We start from the raw sequence: 17432 nt of genomic DNA, 5'->3' as shown, positions 1-17432 counted from the left end.
CTCCCCCCACCGAAGGAGAACCATCGCGATGAGCCGCCGCGAACAACAACCAACGAAAACAGGCGGATTGAGCCGCCGTGGCGTCCTGAAGTCCGCCGCCGCGCTCGCCGTCGCCGCAACGGTCACCGCCCCCAGGGTGGCCGACGCGGCCCCGGCCGCCTTCACCCACCCCGGCATGCTGCACAACGCCGGTGACATCAACCGCGCCAAGGTGCGGGTCGCCGCCGGCACCGACCCCTGGCTGTCCGGCTGGAACCGGCTGACCGCCAACTCCCACTCCGCGTCCACCTGGACGCCCAACCCGCAGGCCACCATCATCCGCGGCGGGACCGGCGAGAACTACGGCATCCTCTACAACGACATCGCCGCCGCCTACCAGAACGCCCTGCGCTGGAAGGTCGCCGGTACGGCCGCCAACGGCGACACCGCCGTGAAGATCCTCAACGCCTGGTCGTCCACGCTGACCACCCTCACCGGGAACGCCGACCGGTTCCTCGCCGCCGGCATCTACGGCTGGGAGTTCTGCCAGGCCGCCGAACTCATGCGCGGCTACGCCGGGTTCGACCTCGCCGCGTTCCAGACGATGATGGTCGACGTCTTCTACCCGCTCAACAACAGCTTCCTGACCAACCACAACGACGCCTGCATCACCAACTACTGGGCCAACTGGGACCTGTGCAACATGGCCTCGGTCATGGCCATCGGGATCCTCACCGACAACGCGGCCAAGTACGACCAGGCCGTCACCTACTTCAAGTCCGGCGCGGGCAACGGGTCCCTCGCACACGCGGTGCCGTACCTCTACACCGACTCCGACGGCTACGGCCTCGGCCAGTGGCAGGAGTCCGGCCGCGACCAGGGCCACACCGTCATGGGCATGGGCCAGATGGGCGCGATCTGCGAGATGGCCTGGAACCAGGGCGACGACCTGTACTCGTACGACGACCGGCGGTTCATGAAGGCCGCCCAGTACGTCGCCAAGTACAACCTCGGCCAGGACGTGCCGTACACCACCTACACCTGGGGCACCGGGCAGAGCTGCGCCCAGTCCTCCCAGACGGTGATCTCCGACTCCTCCCGCGGCCAGCTCCGCCCCGTGTGGGCGATGCTCCACTTCCACTACAACCGGCGTATAGGCCTCGACGACAAGTACATCTCCGCCATGTACTACGACCTCGTCGCCCCCGAGGGCGGCGGCGGTGACTACGGCTCCACCAGCGGCGGCTACGACCAGCTCGGCTTCGGCACCCTGATGTACGCCAAGTAGCCCCGAACGTCAGTCCGAACGTCCGTCCGAACGCCGTGCGTGCCGGAATACCGGGAGCGGATGTGGTGCTCTTGTCGTACCGGCGTACCGGTACGCGCGGCGGGAGGAGCTGGTGGCGGATGACGGCAGACCGGACGGACCCGACGGACTCGACGGACCCTGTGGCCGACACCCCGTACGGGGCGGTGCGCGGCAGGTGGGAGCACGGCATCGCCGTGTTCCGCGGCATCCCGTACGCCGCCCCGCCCTTCGGGGAACACCGGTTCCGCCCGCCCGTGCCGCCCGAACCCTGGGACGGCGTCCGGGACGCGGGCGCCTTCGGGCCGACGGCGCCCAAACCGCCGTACTCGGAGGCGTTCGCGCAGTACCTGTCCGACCCGGTGATCCCCGGCGACGACTGCCTCAACCTCAACGTGTGGACCCCGGAGCCGGGCCCCGGTGCCCGGCTCCCGGTCCTGCTCTGGCTGCACGGCGGGGCCCTGACCAGGGGATCCTCTGCCGTGCAGGTGTACGACGGACACGCGTTCGCCCGTGACGGGGTGGTCCTCGTCTCGGTGAACTACCGACTGGGCGTGGAGGGCTACGGACTGTTCCCGGACACCCCGGCCAACCCCGGCCTGCGCGACCAACTCGCCGCCCTGCGCTGGGTCCACGAGGCGATCACCGCGTTCGGCGGCGACCCGGACCGGGTCACCCTCTGCGGCCAGTCCGCCGGCGCCATCAGCGCCGGCGCGCTGCTCGCCGCCCCCCAGGCCCAGGGCCTGATCCGCAGGGCAGTGCTGCAGAGCGGCCCGCCCGAGGCCGCGGACCGGGACAAGGTACGGCGCATGGTCCGCCGGATGGCGAACCGGCTGAAGATCCCCGCGACCGCCCAGGCCTTCGCCGAGGCCGACCGCGCACTGCTGCTGCGCACCCAGGCCGAGGTGAGCCGGCTGAGCAGCCCGGTGCTCGGCGGCCCCGCCTTCGGCATCGTCGTCGACGGCGACCTCGTCCCGCGCGACCCGATGGCAGCCCTCCTCGACGGCGAGGCGGCCGGGGGCGTCGACCTCCTCATGGGCTGGACCCGCGACGAGTACCGGCTCTGGCTGGTCCCCGGCGGTCTCCACGACCACGTCGACCGGCTCGGCCCGGTCGCCTTCGCCGGTGCCATGGCCCGCTGCCACGTCGGCCACGAGGTGCCGCGCGGCTACCGCGCCCGGTACCCGGAGGCGGGACCCGCCGAGATCGTCGGCCAGATGGTCACCGACCACCTGCTCCGCCTTCCGCTGCGCCGCCTGGCCGAGGCCCGCCCCGGCTCGTCGTACCTCTACGAGTTCGCCTGGCCCTCCGGCCGGCCCGGCCTCGGCGCCTGCCACGCCCTGGAGCTGGGCTTCGTCTTCGACACCGGGGACCGGCCCGACTCCGCCCGGCTGGCCGGCGAGGACGCCCCGCAGGACCTGGCCGACGCCATGCACGGCGCGTGGGTCCGCTTCGCGACGACCGGCGACCCCGGCTGGCAGGCCTGGGACGACACCCACCCGGTCCGCGTCGTCGGCGACGGCGAGCCCCGCACGGTACCCGGCCTCCGGGACGCGGACCTCGCGCTCTGGACGGCCGCGGAGCCCCGGCCGCCCCACCCCGACCGGTCGGCCGAACTCGCCCTCGCCGTACGCCGGTTGCGTCGGTCAATGGCCGCCGTGCGCCGCCACCGAGTCCCGTACGACGACATGCGTCCCTAGCAGCAGGTGCTCGTCGGCCGACTCCCCGCCGTGCCCGAGCGCGGTGCGTACGGCGAGCCGCCCCAGCTCCTCGTAGGGCACGTGCACGGTGGTCAGGGCCGGGTGCAGATCACGGGCGAACGGAATGTCGTCGTACCCGGCCAGCGACACGTCCCCCGGCACCGCCAGCCCGGCCTCGTGCAGCGCGGTCAGCGCCCCCGCCGCGACCATGTCGGTGGCGGCGACCACGGCGCTGAACTCCAGCTCCCGCGCCAGCGCCTGCCGCATCAGGCGGTGCCCCGAGTCCCGCGTGAAGTCCCCGTGCAGCAGCAGCGCGGGGTCGGGCTCCAGCCCCCTGGCCCGGTGCGCGGCCGCGTATCCCCGCTCCCGCCCCAGCGCCGTCGTGTGGTCCGGCTTCCCGCCCAGGAACAGCACCCGCCGATGGCCCTGCGCGAGCACATGGGAGACCAGGGCGTAGGCCCCGCCCTCGTTGTCGTACTCGATGACCGTGACCGGCGCGCCGGGCCCGAGCGGCGGCCGCCCGCACAGCACCAGCCGGGACCCCGCCGAGGCCAGCGAGTCCGCGATCCGCCGGGTCCGCTCCCGGTACTCGGGCGTGTCCGCCGCCCCGCCGACCAGGATCACGGCCGCGGCCCGCTGCGCCCGCATCATCTCGATGAACTCCAGCTCACGCCGCACATCACCGTCCGTGCTGCACACCAGACTCAGATGCCCCAGCCGAGCCGCCTCCCGCTCCACCCCGTGCGCCATGTGCGCGAACGAGGGGCCGGTGATGTCTTCGAGCACGAAGGCGAGCGTGGGCGTCCCGGCGCCGGCGACGGCCTTCGCACGGGCATCGGCGACATAGTCCAGCTCACGGACCGCCCGCAGGACGCGCGTCCGCGTGGCGGCACTGACGGGGTAGTCGCCGGCGAGCACACGAGAGACGGTGGACGCGGACACCCCCGCCCGTGCGGCCACATCTCTGATGGTGCTCCGGCCCGCATCATCGCTTTTCCTGGTCAACCCCACCCCCGCCAACCGGTTCCCCGGGGGACAGTAGCGCCCCTTCAGGGGCGCGGGGAACTGCGCGACCAGCCCCCACGGCCCGCAGCCGCCCTCCCTCCGCACTCTCACGGCGAACCGGCGCCGCTCACACCACCTTCGCGATCCCGGCAATCCCCTCCGGCCCCACCCGACAGCACCCCCCGATCAACCGAGCCCCCGCCTTCCGCCACCCGGCAACCTGCTCCGCCGTGAACGTCGACCGCCCCGTCCACGCCCGGACCTCCGCGTCCCACACCTCACCGCTGTTGGGATAGACGACGACCGGCTTCCCGGTCACCCGCACCGCCGTCTCCACCGCGAACTCCACGTCCTGCGGCGCACAGCAGTTCACGCCCACGGCGATCACCTCGTCCACGTCGGCGGCCAGGGCGAACGCCTCCTCCAGGGGCTGCCCGGCCCGGGTCCGCCCGCCCGCCACGCTGTACGACAGCCAGGCCGGCACCCCCAGCCCCCGCACCGCCCGCAGCAGCGCCGCCGCCTCGTCCGCGTCGGGCACGGTCTCCAGCGCGAGCACGTCAGGACCCGCCCCGGCCAGCACCTCGATCCGCGGCCGGTGGAACCGCTCCAGCTCGTCGACGCTCACCCCGTACCGCCCCCGGTACTCGGAGCCGTCCGCGAGCATCGCCCCGTACGGCCCGACCGACGCGGCCACCCACAACGGCCGTACGATCCCCTCGTCCCGCGCCCGCCGCACCGCGTCCCGCCCCAGCTCCACGCTCAGCGCGAGCAGCCGGGCCGCCTCCTCGGGTCCGATCCCGCGCCGGGCGAAGCCCTCGAACGTGGCCTGGTAGCTCGCGGTGATCGCGACGTCCGCGCCCGCCCTGAAGTACGCGAGATGCGCGTCGCCGACCGCGTCGGGCCGGTCGGCCAGCAGCCGTGCCGACCACAGCTCGTCGCTCAGGTCGTGCCCGGCGGACGCCAGCTGGTTGGACATGCCGCCGTCGAGGACGACCGTCCCGGCCGCGAGGGCGTCGGCGAGGCTGGGGGAGCTGTTGCTGGTCATGACATGACGCTAGTCGACTAGGCTCGCCGCCGTGAACGTCACCCTCGTCCGGGCCTGTCTGCGCGACGGCCGCGGTGGCAGCCCCACCGCGGTCCTGGACGACGGCCCCCTCACCGACGAACAGCGCCGCGCGGTACCCGTCCGGGCCGGCACCTCGCACGCCGTGTTCCTCTCGACCGGCCCGACCTCGGCCGACGCGGGCACCGCCGAGGTCTCCCTCCGCTTCTTCACCAGCGAGGGCGAACTCCCCGGCTGTGGCCACGGCACGGTCGCGGCGCTGGCCGTCCTGGCCGACCGCACCGGCACCCGCGAGGTCACCGTGCGGACCCCGGCGGGCGCACTCCGGGGCAGGGCGGTCCGCCACCCGAACGGCGAGCTGGAGGCCTGGTTCGCCCCGGGACCGGTCACCCTGCGCGCGCCCCGCAACGGCGAACACGAGGACGTCCTGGCCGCGCTGGGCCTCGCCGCCGACACCCCCGGCGCCGTCATCGCCTCGCTCGGACGCCCCCGCCTGCTGCTCCCGCTGCCCACCCGGTCCGCCCTCGCGGCGCTGACCCCGGACCCGGACCGCCTGCGCGCCGCCTGCGACCGGCCGGCCCTGCTCGGCTGCTACCTCTACTCCGCCCCCACCCCGGACGGCCGCGTCGCGGCCCGCATGTTCGCCCCGTCGATCGGCGTCCCCGAGGACATCGCCAACGCCAACAGCACCGCCTGCCTCGCCGCCCACCTGGCCCGCGACGGCCGCCCCGGCGTCACCGCCGACATGGGCGACGCACTCGGCACCCCGGCGACGATCACGGCCGTCGTACGTTCCGGCTCGAACGGCCCGGAGATCAGCGTGGGCGGCATGGCGAAGATCACCGACGAACCGGCCCAGGACACACCCGGAACCCCACACCGCCCCACCCACCGCCCCACCCACTGAACCACCCACTCAACCGCCCACCGACCGCCGCCGTGATCCGTCAGCCGTCGGCGCCCAAGCCGCCCGCGACGGTCAGTTCCCGACCGGTGAACTCGCCGGTCAGCATGGGCATGGCGGCCGTGATCGCCTCCTTGGCCTCGGGCAGCCGCAGCGACGCGTCGTGGTGTTCCTTCGACTCCCAGACCTCGGTGACCACGATCGTGTCCGGGTCGTCGTCGGCCAGGCCCACCACGTAGCTGCGGCAGCCGAGTCCGCGGAGGTTCTCGGCCGCGGAGAGCAGGATCGCGACCACGTCGTCGCGTCTGCCGGGCCGGGTCTTCATCGAGCCGATGTATCCGTAGGCCATGCCGAGCCGCCTTCCTCGGAGGTGTGCGTCGGGTCCGGCGTCATCATCCCGCGTGTCGCCCGCCCCTTCGCCGTCCCTTCTTCTGGGTGCGCAGGCTCGCCGGGACCATCAGGCCGCCGAGGAGGCCGAGGGCGAGGGCGTACGGCCACCAGCCGAAGGCCTGGGAGGAGTCGGCGGCGGAGCGGGTGGTCACGGTCGGGGGAGCGGTGGCGGGGGAGCCGGTGGGGTCGGTCTTCGTCGTGGCCTTGGCCGGCTGTGCGTTCAGGAGCACGTCGTTGCCGTCGCCGCCCCGGTAGGTGATCCGGTAGACGGTGTCGGCCAGTTTCACCTCGGTGCCCTCGGGCAGGCCGTCGAAGGCGCCGGTGGTGCGGGCCGTGCCGGTGTGGTCGATCACCGTGATGTGGCGGGCCGGGGCCGTGCCGGCGTCGGACAGGTCGAGGGCGCCGGCCAGGGCGAGCCGGCCGGTCACCTTCAACGGCGCCTCCCGCAGCACCAGTTCGCCGCGCCGGTGCTGGGTGTAGTCCCCCTGCACGGTCAACCCGCTCGCCACCAGGCTGTCGTTGGTCACCGCGCCCCGCACCGTGCCCCTGCCCGAGAGGCTGGTGGCGACCCGGAGGCCGGCCGTGCCGACGTCCAGCCTCGCGCCCGCCGAGGTGAGACGGATCGCCCTGCTGTGGGCGAGTGTGGCTCCGGAGCGCAGGGCCAGGGTGCCGCCGGTGACGGTCGTCGTTCCCGTGTACGCGACCGAGCTTCCGGTGAGCGTGGTCCTCGCCCGGCCCGACTGGACCAGTGACCCGGAGCCGCCGAGGTAGGACAGGGTCACGGGGGTCGACGTGTTGCGGACGTACAGCGTGCCGTCGTTCACGATCCGGCGGGTCGGCGTGCCGGTCAGCAGGGAGCCGTCGCCGCCGCGCGCGCCCGAGCCCAGCCGGAGCACCGCGCCCTTCTCGACCGTCGTCGAGCCGTCGTAGTCCTGGGCGGCCGCGAAGGTCACGTCGTTGCCGCGGGTCCCCGCGACGACGATGTCCCCGGCGCCGGGCGCGGCGAGCGTGTCGTGGTAGCGGCCGCCGCCGATCGGGGCGCCCAGCGTCACCGGGCCGTCGTAGTCGAAGGTGAGCCGGGACCGCCGGCCGCTCGCGGCGTGCAGGTTGATGTAGACGGTGTCCTTCGTGCCCGGCATGAAGATGCGGTGGGTGGTGCCGTCGCCCCAGTGCACGTCGGCGCCCTCGATGTTGGTGCCGCGCTTGTTCAACTGGTGGGGAATCGCCTTCCAGTTGAGCGAGGGGTCGCTGAGCGACGGGTCGGTGTCGCCGCCCTGGTCGCTGTAGCCGTACTGCCCGGTGAGGACCACCTTGCTGCCGGGCCGCGAGTGGACGTTGACGTCGCTGCCGTACTCCCGTTGGTAGAAGTTCTGGCGCAGGGTGACCGTCTGGTACAGCGGGGTGTCGATGATCCAGGAGCCCTGGTTGAGGATCGCGCGGGCGGCGGGCAGCGCGACCGGGTACTCGGGGCGGCCGACCGCCATCCCGGTGCCGTTGTCGATGACCCCGGAGAAGGGGTGGGTGCCCGCCAGGTCCAGGGTGCCCCACATGCCGCGGGGCTGGGTGACCAGGCCGGAGCCGCTGATCGTGCCGATGTTGAAGGTGCGGGTCAGGGAGAGCCGCAGTGTGCCGTCGACGCGGATGTTGAGCTGGTTCAGCTGGTAGCCGGGCGTGTCGTACGGGAAGTGGCCGAGCAGTCCGGTGCCGCCGCCGGTGCCGTACTGCAGGGTCGTACCGCGCTCGACGGTGATCGCGGGCGGGTCGGGGCGGGTGACGGTCGTATACGGGTGGTTGCCGCCCTGGGTGCGGACGATCTGCCGTTGCCGTGCCTTCGGCAGGGTGAAGTCGCCGTCCTTGGTGAGGATCAGGGTGCCGCCGCCGCGCACGGTGAGCGTGCCCTCGCCGCGCAGGACGCCGTCGTAGGTCGTCGTGCCGGCCGGTACGACGACGACGGTGTCGCCGGTGAGGGTCACGTCCCGGCCGGCCAGCACGTCTGCGGTGACGTCCCGGGGGCCGGCGGCGAGGGCCGGGGGAGCGGAGGCCAGCAGCGCGGCGAGGGCGCCGGCGACCGCTGCGGTGGTGTGGAGAGGGGTGCGCACGTGAGGGGAGACGGGGTCGGGTGGTCCTCGATAACAGAAAAACGGGCCCCGGCGGCGATCTCTTGGAAATCGCTTTCCCCCATGTCTCGTCAGACCCGTTGACCCACGGGTAACACACCCTTACCTTTTCGGCGATCACAACGTTCGTCATGCCACCTGCCGTTCGGAATCCCGGACCGCAGTCCTTTCCCCCCAAGGAGCGTGTGAGATGAGACGTGCGTACGCGGTCCTGCTGGCCCTCTGTCTGGCGGTGGTCGGCGCCCTGGCCACCGCGGGACCCGCCGCGGCCGCCTCCCAGACCGTCACCAACGGCACCCAGTTCACCGACACTTCGGGGAACATCGTGCACGCCCACGGCGGCGGGGTCATCAAGGTCGGCTCCTACTACTACTGGTTCGGCGAGGACCGCAACTCCGACAACACCTTCAAGTACGTGGACGCCTACCGCTCCACCGACCTGAAGACCTGGGAGTTCCGCAACCACGTCCTCACCCAGTCCTCCGCCTCCGAGCTCTCCACCGCCTACATCGAGCGCCCGAAGGTCATCTACAACGCCTCCACCGGCAAGTTCGTGATGTGGATGCACAAGGAGAACGGCGTCGACTACAGCGAGGCCAAGGCCGCCGTCGCCGTCTCCGACACCGTCGACGGGAGCTACACCTACCAGGGCAGCTTCCAGCCGCTCGGCCAGTACATGTCCCGGGACATCACGACCTTCGTCGACACGGACGGCACCGCCTACATGGTCTCGGCGGCCAACGAGAACTACGACCTGCACATCTACAAGCTCACCTCCGACTACACCGCGATCGACAGCCTGGTCGCCAACCCGTGGGCGGGCGGCCACCGCGAGGCCCCGGCCCTCTTCAAGCGCAACGGCGTCTACTTCATGCTGACCTCGGGCGCCACCGGCTGGAGCGCCAACCAGCAGGAATACGCCACCGCCACCTCGCTCGCCGGCCCCTGGACCTCCTGGAGCAACGTCGGCGACTCCACGGCGTACAACTCCCAGACCGCCTACGTCCTGCCGGTCAGCGGCACTTCGGGCACCTCGTACCTCTACATGGGCGACCGCTGGGGCAACTCCTTCGGCGGCACCGTCAACGACTCCCGTTACGTGTGGCTGCCGTTGACCTTCCCGACCGACACCTCGATGTCGATGTCCTGGTACCCGGAGGTCTCCGTCGACACCGCCGCGGGCACGGTCGGCGGCACCAGCGCCACGTACAACACCCTGATCGCCCGGCACAGCAGCAAGTGCGCCGACGTCCCCAACCAGTCCCTCTGGGAGGGCATCGCGATCAGTCAGTACACCTGCAACAGCGGCACCAACCAGAAGTGGTGGTTCAAGGACCTCGGCACCGGCTACTACGAGCTGATGGGCCGGGGCAGCTCGCTCTGCCTCCAGGAGAACTCCACCAACGTCACCCAGGAGGACTGCACCGGCGCCACCACCCAGCAGTGGTCGGTGGTCACCTCCGGCTCCTACGTCAACATCAAGGCCCGGACGACCGGTGAGTGCCTGGACGTGAACGGCGCGTCCACCGCCAACTCGGCCGCCATCATCACGTACACCTGCAACAGCGGCACCAACCAGCAGTGGACGCGCGGCAGCTGAGCATCAGTCAGCCGCCGGTCAGCCGACGGGATTCCAGCCGTCCGTGCCCGCCAGGTACTTCTGGGCCGTGTAGTTCGCGGCCTGGGAGTCGGTGAGCTGCGGGCGGTCGGAGTTCACGCCGGCCCCGGCCCCGGTGTTGCGGTACTCGAAGAACCGGGCGTTCTTCCAGGAGTAGCCGCTCATGTCGGTCCACGGTCCGGCGGTCTTCACGGCCGCCGGCAGGGAGGTCTGCCGGATCACCAGCTGGCCGACCGCGTCCGACGTCGGGTGCCAGGGGCGGCCCAGGTAGTACGTGTTCGCCGCCGCGGAGCTGCTGACGGTGCTGCCGGTGACCAGGATCCCGTACGTCTTCGCGGAGCTGGTGTTGGGCGCGGCGAGGAAGCCGTTCAGGCCGCCCGCGGCCGCACCCGAGTCGCGCAGCACGATGTTCACGCGGTCGTAGACGGCGGTCGCGTTCCCGAAGACGAAGTCCACGTCCCCGGTGACGAAGGACGACAAGAAGTACTGGCGGTACTGGCCGGTGGCGGACGGCGCCCAGTTCAGCACGGTGTCCTGGCGGCTGATGAACCGGTCGTTGCGGAAGGTCTGCCGGTCGCCCTGCGCGGTCACGGCGACGGCCTGGGTGTCGGTGATCTCCGGATGGGCGTCCTTGTCGAACGTGTTCCGGACGGTCAGCCCGGTCACGGTGAGGTTGTTCGCGGAGAAGGTCGCCACCGAACTGCCCAGCGTGCCGTACTTGTTGCCGCTCGCGTCGGTGTAACCGGCGGCCCGGTCATAGGTGATGACGACGTCCTCGGCGTTGCCGGTGGCGCCCTTGAGGGTCAGCCCGGTCTTGCTCACCGGGACGTTGACGATCTCCTGGTACGTGCCCTTGGCGACGGAGATCGTGTCGCCGGCGGCGGCCGCGTTCACCGCCGCCTGGACGGTGGTGTACATCCCGGAGCCGTCCTTGGCGACGGTGAGGGTGGACGCGGCCTGGGCCTGCCCGGCCAGGGACGCCGCGGCGAGCCCGAGGGCCGCCACGGCGCCGGTGACGAGCGCCATGGGACGGCGCCGGGCGTGGGCGGGGGGTTGGTCGTTGGAAGCGGTCATGCCCTCAAGTCGTCGCCCGGGCCGGGAGGGTTGCCGTGGTTCAGGCCAGCAGGTCGATCGCGTCGATCGAGGTGCCGGCGCTGAGGAAGGACGTCGTGCCGGAGCCGCTGGCCACGTAGATCTTCAGCGTGTTGTAGGCGCTGGTGTCCGTCAGCCAGGCGGACGCCGGGACGCTGTAGGTGAACGTGTTGTTGTTGCCCCGGTAGGAGCCCACGGTCAGCGACCGGGTGCTCGGCTGGGTGGGCGGCGAGGGCACGGCGGAGGTCCAGGTGTCGTTGACGACGACCTGCGGCCGGCCGTTCGCGTAGGCCGTCGTCACCCCGATCCTGAGGGTGTGCGCGGCGGCGGCCTGCGCGGCCGTCAGCCTGAAGTACACGATGATCCCGCTGTTCACGTCCTTCCACAGGTAGCAGGGGAAGGCCGAGGTCTCGGTGCCGCTGCCGATCACCACGTTCCCGGTCCAGGACGCGGCCCGGACGTCCGACGGATGCGCGTACGTCATCAGGTCGGCGTTCTTGAACCCGCTCGGCGTGCCGTCCCAGTTGTTGATCCGCCAGATCGCCGAGGCGTTGCTCGGGTCGTTGGAGGACGCGATCGCGATCGTGTTGAGGGTGGTCGTGGCACCCGCCGTCACGGTCACCGAGCCGGTGTAGACGGCCAGTTCGCCCTTGAAGACGGTGAGGGTGTACGTCCCCGGCAGCACCCCCGCGATCGAGAAGTAGCCGTCCGAGGAGCGCGCCGAACCCCAGTACTGCGCGGCCGAGTTGGCGAGGCCGACCGTGTACGCGTACGCCGTGTCCCGCCCGGAGATCCCGACGCCCGCGACCCGGCCCCGGCCGCTCGCGGAGACGTACCCGGAGATGCCGAGCGAGTCCGCCCAGGAGGTGGTGAGGGTGCCCGCGTACAGCGAGGAGGAGGGTGCGCCGCCGTCTGTGAGGGCGATGACGTACGGGCCCTGGAGGCCGTAGCGCTCGGACTCGGTCTGGTTCTCGCCGTAGTACAGGATCTCGTACAGACCGCCGCCGTCGGCGCTCTGATGGCGCAGCAGCGAGCGGTAGAACGGGCCGCCGGAGGCCTTCTCGTGGTTGCTGCGCACGACCCACAGGCCGACGCTGCCGGTCGTCCAGCCGATGTAGTCGTAGTCCATCACCCGCAGCTTCGAGTAGTGCTTGGCGCGGGTCTGGCCGTCGGACTTCTCGAAGACGTCGGCGGACTCGATGACGGTGGGCGCGTAGGTGTACGAGTCCGGCTCGTCGTTGAGGAACAGGCCCGCCTTGACGCGCACGATGTAGCGGGTGGCGGTGACGGACGAGTCGGCCTTGTTGGTCCACACATAGACGTTGTTCTCGCCGCTGCGGGCCGCGTAGTAGTGCTTCAGCGTGCCGTACGTCACCGAGATCAGGATCGTGGTCCCGGACTGGGCGATGGTCACCGTGGAGGTGCCGAGGCCCGACTCGACGTGCGAGTTCTTGCCGCCGTAGCCCTGGTACTCGGTGCCCTTGTATACCAGCGAGGTCAGGTCGCCGTTGGTCTTGCTGACCTTGAAGACGAGACTGGCGCCGGTGTCCACGACGTAGTTGGAGCCGTCGTCCGACCAGCCGAAGCTCGCGGCCGACGCACTCTCGGCTAGCGGTCCGGCGAGCGCCGCGCTACCGGCTGCGGCTGCGCTGCCGAGGACGAAGGTGCGGCGTCCGAGCGGTCTCCCGTTGACTCCGGACATGGGGGTGCCTCCTTCGGTGGGGCGGGGGTGCGGGTGTCTGTGAGGGTGACAGTTGAATCGATTTCGCGAAAGGGCTTTCGGCGGCATGGAGTTGGCAATCTTGTGAAACCGGTCCAAGGTCTAGAAAGCGCTTGCGGGTGCGGGTACGGTCCTCGCCAGGCCATGTCGTCACGACGGAGGAGTCCCGGGTGAGACGTTTCAACCCAGTACGTGTCGCCGCGCTCGCGGCGGTCGTCCTCGGCACCTGCCTGACGGCCGCTCCCGCCGCCCACGCCCACGACCGGCAGCCGCCCCTGGGCATCGGGAACTGCACCGCCACCGCCTGTCACTTCGACGTCCCGCCGGGGAACTACGACGTGACGGTCCGGCTCGGCGGCGACAGCGCGGCGGCCACGACCATCAGCGGGGAGACCCGGCGCTCGCTGCTCCCGGAGACGGCCACCGCGGCGGGGCAGCGGATCACCCGCGCCTTCACCGTGAACGTCCGCACGCCCGAGGGCGAGCCGACCGGCCCCGACGGAACCCCAGGCCTCGACCTGACGATCGGCGGCCCGGCCCCCGCCCTCGCCGGCATCAGGGTCACCCCCGCCGCCCGGCACACCCGGCAGCTCTTCCTCGTCGGCGACTCCACCGTCTGCGACCAGCCCGCCGACCCCTACTCCGGCTGGGGCCAGCAGCTCCCGCAGTTCCTGCGCAAGGGCGTCGCCGTCGCCAACTACGCGGACTCCGGCGAAAGTACGGTGACCTACCTCCAGAACCCCCAGCTCTGGGGTACTGTCCAGCCGTTGATCCACCCGGGCGACCTGGTCCTCATCCAGCTGGCGCACAACGACAAGACCACGGACGAGGCCACCTACCGGGCGAATCTGGAGACCCTCGTGGCGGGCGTACGGGAGAAGGGCGGGCGGCCGGTGCTGGTCACGCCGATCGTGCGCCGCTGGTTCAACTCCGACGGCACGCTGAACAATGACATCGCCCTTCTGGTCAACGGGCTCGGCGTCAATCATCCTGAGGTGATCCGCTCGGTCGCCGCCGCCGAGGACGTTCCGCTGATCGACCTCACGGCGAAGACCAAGGCGCTGGTCGAGTCCCTCGGCGTGGAGGGCTCCAAGGCGCTGTACCTGTACAACGAGAAGAAGGACAACACGCACACCTCCGCGTACGGCGCCGCCGTCTACGCGGGCCTGGTGCGTGACGAACTGCTCGCCCAGCACCTGGTGCCCCGGGGCACCGTGCGGGCGCACTGAGCCCCTGGGGCGTCCCGACCGGAACCGGGGCGCCCCAGGTTCAACCGGTACGAGGTTCGGTTCGAGTTCTGGTTCGAGCGAGAAAGAGCACCGATGCAACTGCCTCCCGAGGACCGCCGTCCCAGCCCGGTCACCGGCTACACCCGGGCCCACTGGGAGGCCGCGGCCGACTCCCTGCTCGCCGCCGTGGAGCCGTACGCCACCGAGGACCGCGCCCTCTACCACCTCCCCGGCGACCACGAGAGCTGGTCCGGCCGGCTCTCCGACGGCCTGGAGGGCTACGCCCGCACCCTGCTCCTCGCCGCCTTCCGCCGCGACGAGACCGCGCTCCAGCGGTACGCGGACGGGCTCGCCGCCGGGGTGTCGGGCGCCTGGCCGCGCATCGGGGACCGCGGCCAGCCGCTCGTCGAGGCCGCCTCGATCGCCCTCGCCCTGCGCCTGACCCGCCCGCTGCTCTGGGACCGGCTCGACGACGCCGTACGCCAGCGCGCCGCGGCCTGGCTCGGCGACGCGCTCACCGCCGAACCCTGGCCCTGCAACTGGGAGTTGTTCCCGGTGACGGTCGGCGGCTTCCTCGCCGAGATCGGCCACGAGCCGGAGGCCGCGCACAAGGCGGTCGACCACGGCCTGGCCCGCATCGAGGACTGGTACGTCGGCGACGGCTGGTACACGGACGGCGACGGCCGCAAGTTCGACTACTACAACGGCTGGGCGATGCACCTCTACCCGGTGCTGCACGCCTGGCTCGCCGACGACACGGAGCTGCTCGACCTGTACGGCGGCCGCCTGGAACGCCATCTCACCGACTACGCTCGGCTGTTCGGCGGCGACGGCGCCCCGCTGCACCAGGGCCGCTCCCTGACCTACCGCTTCGCGACCACGGCCCCCCTCTGGCTCGGCGCGCTCACCGGCCGCACCCCCCTCGCCCCCGGCGAGACCCGGCGGCTGGCCTCCGGCGCCCTGAAGTACTTCCTCGACCGGGGCGCGGTCGACGAGCGTGGCCTGCTGACCCTCGGCTGGCATGGCCCCGACTCCGCCGTCCTGCAAGGCTATTCGGGCCCCGCCTCCCCCTACTGGGCGAGCAAGGGCTTCCTCGGCCTGCTGCTCCCCGCGGACCACGACGTGTGGACGGCGACGGAGGAACCTGGCCCGGCGGAGCGTACGGACGCGGTCACGCCGATCGCCCCCGCCAACTGGCTGCTCCAGTCCACCCGTGCGGACGGCGTGGTCCGGCTGCACAACCACGGCAGCGAGGACGTCCGTTACGACCCGTACTACACCCGGCTCGGCTACTCGACCGTGACGCGGCCCTCGGCGTCGTACGACAACAGTGTGATCGTCGGCGGCGATCCGAGCCGGACGGAGATCGAGCCGCTGGGCGTCGGGGACGGCTGGGCGGCCTCGCGGCACACGGCCGGTGCGGGCGCCGCCCGGGTGACCGCGGTGGTCCTCGCGCACGGGGCCGTGGAGGTGCGTGCCTTCCTCGTGTCGGGCGCCGAGCCCGGGACGTCGGTACGGGTGACCGGGTGGGCCGCCCCGGAGGGCCTGCGGGCCGAACTGCTGCCCGCCGTGGGCCTCGACGACACGCTCACCGGCGCCACGGGAGAGGGCCCGACCCTGTTCGTGGCGCTGAGCCGGCTCACGGGTGCCGTGGACGCGGTACCGCTGGGGGAGACGGTGACGGTACGCGCCGAAGGAGAAGGGGAGTTGACCGTGCGGTGGCACGGGGGTCCCGGCGTGCGGGTCCGATGGCCCGGTGCCGGGGTGGTCGTGGAGGAAGCCGCGCGGGACTGAGCCGCCGAGGGCACCATGGCGATCACGGGGTGGAGAGCCCCCCGGCACCGCCGAGGACGCCGCCCGCGATCCGGCGCTGCCCGAACGGGTCGTGCGCCGGATCGCGGAGGCACTGGCCACGGCGGCACGCGTCACGGCGTGAGGCGGGCGATCCGGAGGGTCTTCGTGGTCGGGGACGCCCCCGTGAGCGGGGTGCCGTAGCTCGGCGTGACCGGCGCGTAGGCCCAGGTGAGGGAGCCGTCCTTGAGGACCGCGATGTCACCGGTGATCCGGGCGCTCACCACCTTGCCCGCGCTGACGAAGTCACCGCTCCAGTTGATCAGCCGCAGATGCGTGCCCGTGAAGGTGCCGGTGCAGGTGCCGGCCGAGCACTTGGCGTTCTTCAGGGACTCCCAGGAGAGCAGGAGCTTGTCCTTGCCATAGGGGGCGAGGTGGACGTTGACGTTCTCCACGGTCTTGGCGCCGGTGAGGTAGATCGCCTTGCCGGGGCCGGAGTTGCGGTTCTTCAGGAAGGCGACGGCGACCTGGTGGGTGGCGGTCTTCGGGGTGACCGTCCAGCCGCGCCCGCTGCTGTCGTCGGGGTTCTTCTTCGCGGAGGCCGCGCCCCGGGAGGCGAACGCGGTCGCGTACCGGCCGGTGGACGACTTGACGAGGTCGCCGGTGCGGCTGGGGAAGGTACCACCGCAGTACCCCGCCCAGCACTGCTCCCGCTGGACCACCGGGGCCACGTCCGGGGCGCCGATGCCGGTGGAGACGAACAGGCCCGAGCGCCAGTCGTCGAAGCAGAGGGAGGTGAAGGCGCCGGAGGTCTCGGCGTGCAGGGCTATGCCCTCGTTGTGGCTGCAGCCCCAACTCCAGCCGCCGCTCAGCTTCTTGCCCTTGGCGCTGACGTAGGACAGCTTGTCGCCGTAGTGCCCGTCGGCGAAGCCGCCCGCGCCGTGCACGACGAAGTAGGCGCCGTACTTGGAGCCGTTCCAGGTGAGTTGGCCGTCCAGGGTGGGGGAGGTGTCGTGGGAGGCGGTGCCGGTGAGCTTGACGGACCAGGTCTGCTTGTTGCCGGTGTAGCGGATGATCGCGGCCGCCGTGTCCTTCCACTTGTTGGTGTCGGCGACCCGGGTGAGCAGGGCGAACCCGTTGGTGTGGGCGACCAGGCCGCCGACCTCCTTGGCGCCCTTGACGACCGTGTCGGCGCCGGACCGCTTGCCGGCCGCCGTGAGCGGGGTGACATGGACGCCGTCGGCGGCGGGCCAGGCGACCCGGATCGTGCCGTCGGGGGCGACCGCGGTGGCGGTGCGGTTCCACTCCCGGGTGTTGTTGTAACCCGCGGAGAGATAGGGGTACTTGGCGCTGAGGGCGACCGCCGTGGAGGTGACCTTGAGGTCCGGGGTCGTCGCGGCGCCGGCGGTGGCGTACCAGGCGCCGGCCAGCAGGCCCGCCGCGGCGAGGGCACCGATCGCGGGCTTGCGGAAGGCGTGGACCCGGCGGTGTCTTGTGGTGCGTGGTGCGGTTGTCATG

13 protein-coding genes are annotated in these 17432 nt (G+C 71.9%); 6 read left to right on the top strand and 7 right to left on the bottom strand.

Annotated features, from left to right (window positions below; translation table 11 throughout):
• Positions 1 to 28 precede the first annotated feature (28 nt).
• A complete protein-coding gene (locus ACGFZS_RS24340) occupies positions 29 to 1267 on the top strand; it encodes an alginate lyase family protein (protein ID WP_393796889.1) in 1239 nt (412 codons plus the stop codon).
• Positions 1268 to 1386: 119 nt separating this feature from the next.
• Entirely contained in the window at positions 1387 to 2985 is a 1599-nt protein-coding gene (locus tag ACGFZS_RS24335; protein ID WP_393796888.1) for a carboxylesterase/lipase family protein, read from the top strand.
• Here ACGFZS_RS24335 and ACGFZS_RS24330 read toward each other — a convergent pair.
• Both ACGFZS_RS24330 and mmuM read right to left on the bottom strand, forming a co-directional pair.
• Positions 2932 to 3990, bottom strand: coding sequence for a LacI family DNA-binding transcriptional regulator (locus tag ACGFZS_RS24330; protein WP_393796887.1), 1059 nt, complete (start codon positions 3988 to 3990; stop codon positions 2932 to 2934). The genes ACGFZS_RS24335 and ACGFZS_RS24330 overlap by 54 nt on opposite strands.
• 127 nt (positions 3991 to 4117) lie before the next feature.
• Complete coding sequence (gene mmuM, locus ACGFZS_RS24325) at positions 4118 to 5035, bottom strand: homocysteine S-methyltransferase (RefSeq protein ID WP_393796886.1); 918 nt, start codon at positions 5033 to 5035, stop codon at positions 4118 to 4120.
• 31 nt (positions 5036 to 5066) lie between these two features.
• On the opposite strand from mmuM, the gene ACGFZS_RS24320 reads away from it, so the two are divergent.
• Positions 5067 to 5960 (top strand): PhzF family phenazine biosynthesis protein, encoded by an 894-nt coding sequence (locus ACGFZS_RS24320; RefSeq protein WP_393796885.1) that lies wholly within the window; start codon positions 5067 to 5069, stop codon positions 5958 to 5960.
• Between the two features lie 40 nt (positions 5961 to 6000).
• Here ACGFZS_RS24320 and ACGFZS_RS24315 read toward each other — a convergent pair whose 3' ends face one another.
• Entirely contained in the window at positions 6001 to 6306 is a 306-nt protein-coding gene (locus ACGFZS_RS24315) for a putative quinol monooxygenase (protein ID WP_393796884.1), read from the bottom strand.
• Positions 6307 to 6349: 43 nt separating this feature from the next.
• On the bottom strand, positions 6350 to 8446 hold the full coding sequence (locus ACGFZS_RS24310; protein WP_393796883.1) for an autotransporter: 2097 nt from the start codon (positions 8444 to 8446) through the stop codon (positions 6350 to 6352).
• A gap of 208 nt (positions 8447 to 8654) precedes the next feature.
• Here ACGFZS_RS24310 and ACGFZS_RS24305 point away from each other — a divergent pair, with 208 nt between their 5' ends.
• A complete protein-coding gene (locus ACGFZS_RS24305) occupies positions 8655 to 10064 on the top strand; it encodes an RICIN domain-containing protein (protein WP_393796882.1) in 1410 nt (469 codons plus the stop codon).
• Positions 10065 to 10082: 18 nt separating this feature from the next.
• Here ACGFZS_RS24305 and ACGFZS_RS24300 read toward each other — a convergent pair whose 3' ends face one another.
• Both ACGFZS_RS24300 and ACGFZS_RS24295 read right to left on the bottom strand, forming a co-directional pair.
• Positions 10083 to 11156, bottom strand: a complete 1074-nt coding sequence (locus ACGFZS_RS24300) for a pectinesterase family protein (protein WP_393796881.1) — start codon at positions 11154 to 11156, stop codon at positions 10083 to 10085.
• Between the two features lie 40 nt (positions 11157 to 11196).
• Positions 11197 to 12876, bottom strand: coding sequence for a rhamnogalacturonan lyase B N-terminal domain-containing protein (locus ACGFZS_RS24295; protein WP_393796880.1), 1680 nt, complete (start codon positions 12874 to 12876; stop codon positions 11197 to 11199).
• A gap of 188 nt (positions 12877 to 13064) precedes the next feature.
• On the opposite strand from ACGFZS_RS24295, the gene ACGFZS_RS24290 reads away from it, so the two are divergent.
• Positions 13065 to 14123, top strand: coding sequence for a rhamnogalacturonan acetylesterase (locus tag ACGFZS_RS24290; protein ID WP_393796879.1), 1059 nt, complete (start codon positions 13065 to 13067; stop codon positions 14121 to 14123).
• A gap of 93 nt (positions 14124 to 14216) precedes the next feature.
• Complete coding sequence (locus ACGFZS_RS24285; protein WP_393796878.1) at positions 14217 to 15917, top strand: DUF2264 domain-containing protein; 1701 nt, start codon at positions 14217 to 14219, stop codon at positions 15915 to 15917.
• 131 nt (positions 15918 to 16048) lie between these two features.
• On the opposite strand, the gene ACGFZS_RS24280 is transcribed toward ACGFZS_RS24285, so the two are convergent.
• Complete coding sequence (locus tag ACGFZS_RS24280) at positions 16049 to 17431, bottom strand: hypothetical protein (RefSeq protein WP_393796877.1); 1383 nt, start codon at positions 17429 to 17431, stop codon at positions 16049 to 16051.
• Position 17432: the final 1 nt, after the last annotated feature.

This window comes from Streptomyces sp. NPDC048288 (assembly GCF_043201555.1).
GTDB lineage: Bacteria > Actinomycetota > Actinomycetes > Streptomycetales > Streptomycetaceae > Streptomyces.
The sequence above is the reverse complement of the archived record's forward strand: the minus strand, read 5'-3'. Positions and strand labels throughout refer to the sequence as shown.

What these genes read in the sequence shown, in the direction of transcription:
- ACGFZS_RS24340 (WP_393796889.1), top strand. Translation starts at nt 29, where the DNA reads ATGAGCCGCCGCGAACAACAACCAACGAAAACAGGCGGATTGAGCCGC.
- ACGFZS_RS24335 (WP_393796888.1), top strand. Translation starts at nt 1,387, where the DNA reads ATGACGGCAGACCGGACGGACCCGACGGACTCGACGGACCCTGTGGCC.
- mmuM (WP_393796886.1), bottom strand. Translation starts at nt 5,035, where the DNA reads ATGACCAGCAACAGCTCCCCCAGCCTCGCCGACGCCCTCGCGGCCGGG.
- ACGFZS_RS24315 (WP_393796884.1), bottom strand. Translation starts at nt 6,306, where the DNA reads ATGGCCTACGGATACATCGGCTCGATGAAGACCCGGCCCGGCAGACGC.
- ACGFZS_RS24305 (WP_393796882.1), top strand. Translation starts at nt 8,655, where the DNA reads ATGAGACGTGCGTACGCGGTCCTGCTGGCCCTCTGTCTGGCGGTGGTC.
- ACGFZS_RS24300 (WP_393796881.1), bottom strand. Translation starts at nt 11,156, where the DNA reads ATGACCGCTTCCAACGACCAACCCCCCGCCCACGCCCGGCGCCGTCCC.
- ACGFZS_RS24295 (WP_393796880.1), bottom strand. Translation starts at nt 12,876, where the DNA reads ATGTCCGGAGTCAACGGGAGACCGCTCGGACGCCGCACCTTCGTCCTC.
- ACGFZS_RS24285 (WP_393796878.1), top strand. Translation starts at nt 14,217, where the DNA reads ATGCAACTGCCTCCCGAGGACCGCCGTCCCAGCCCGGTCACCGGCTAC.
- ACGFZS_RS24280 (WP_393796877.1), bottom strand. Translation starts at nt 17,431, where the DNA reads ATGACAACCGCACCACGCACCACAAGACACCGCCGGGTCCACGCCTTC.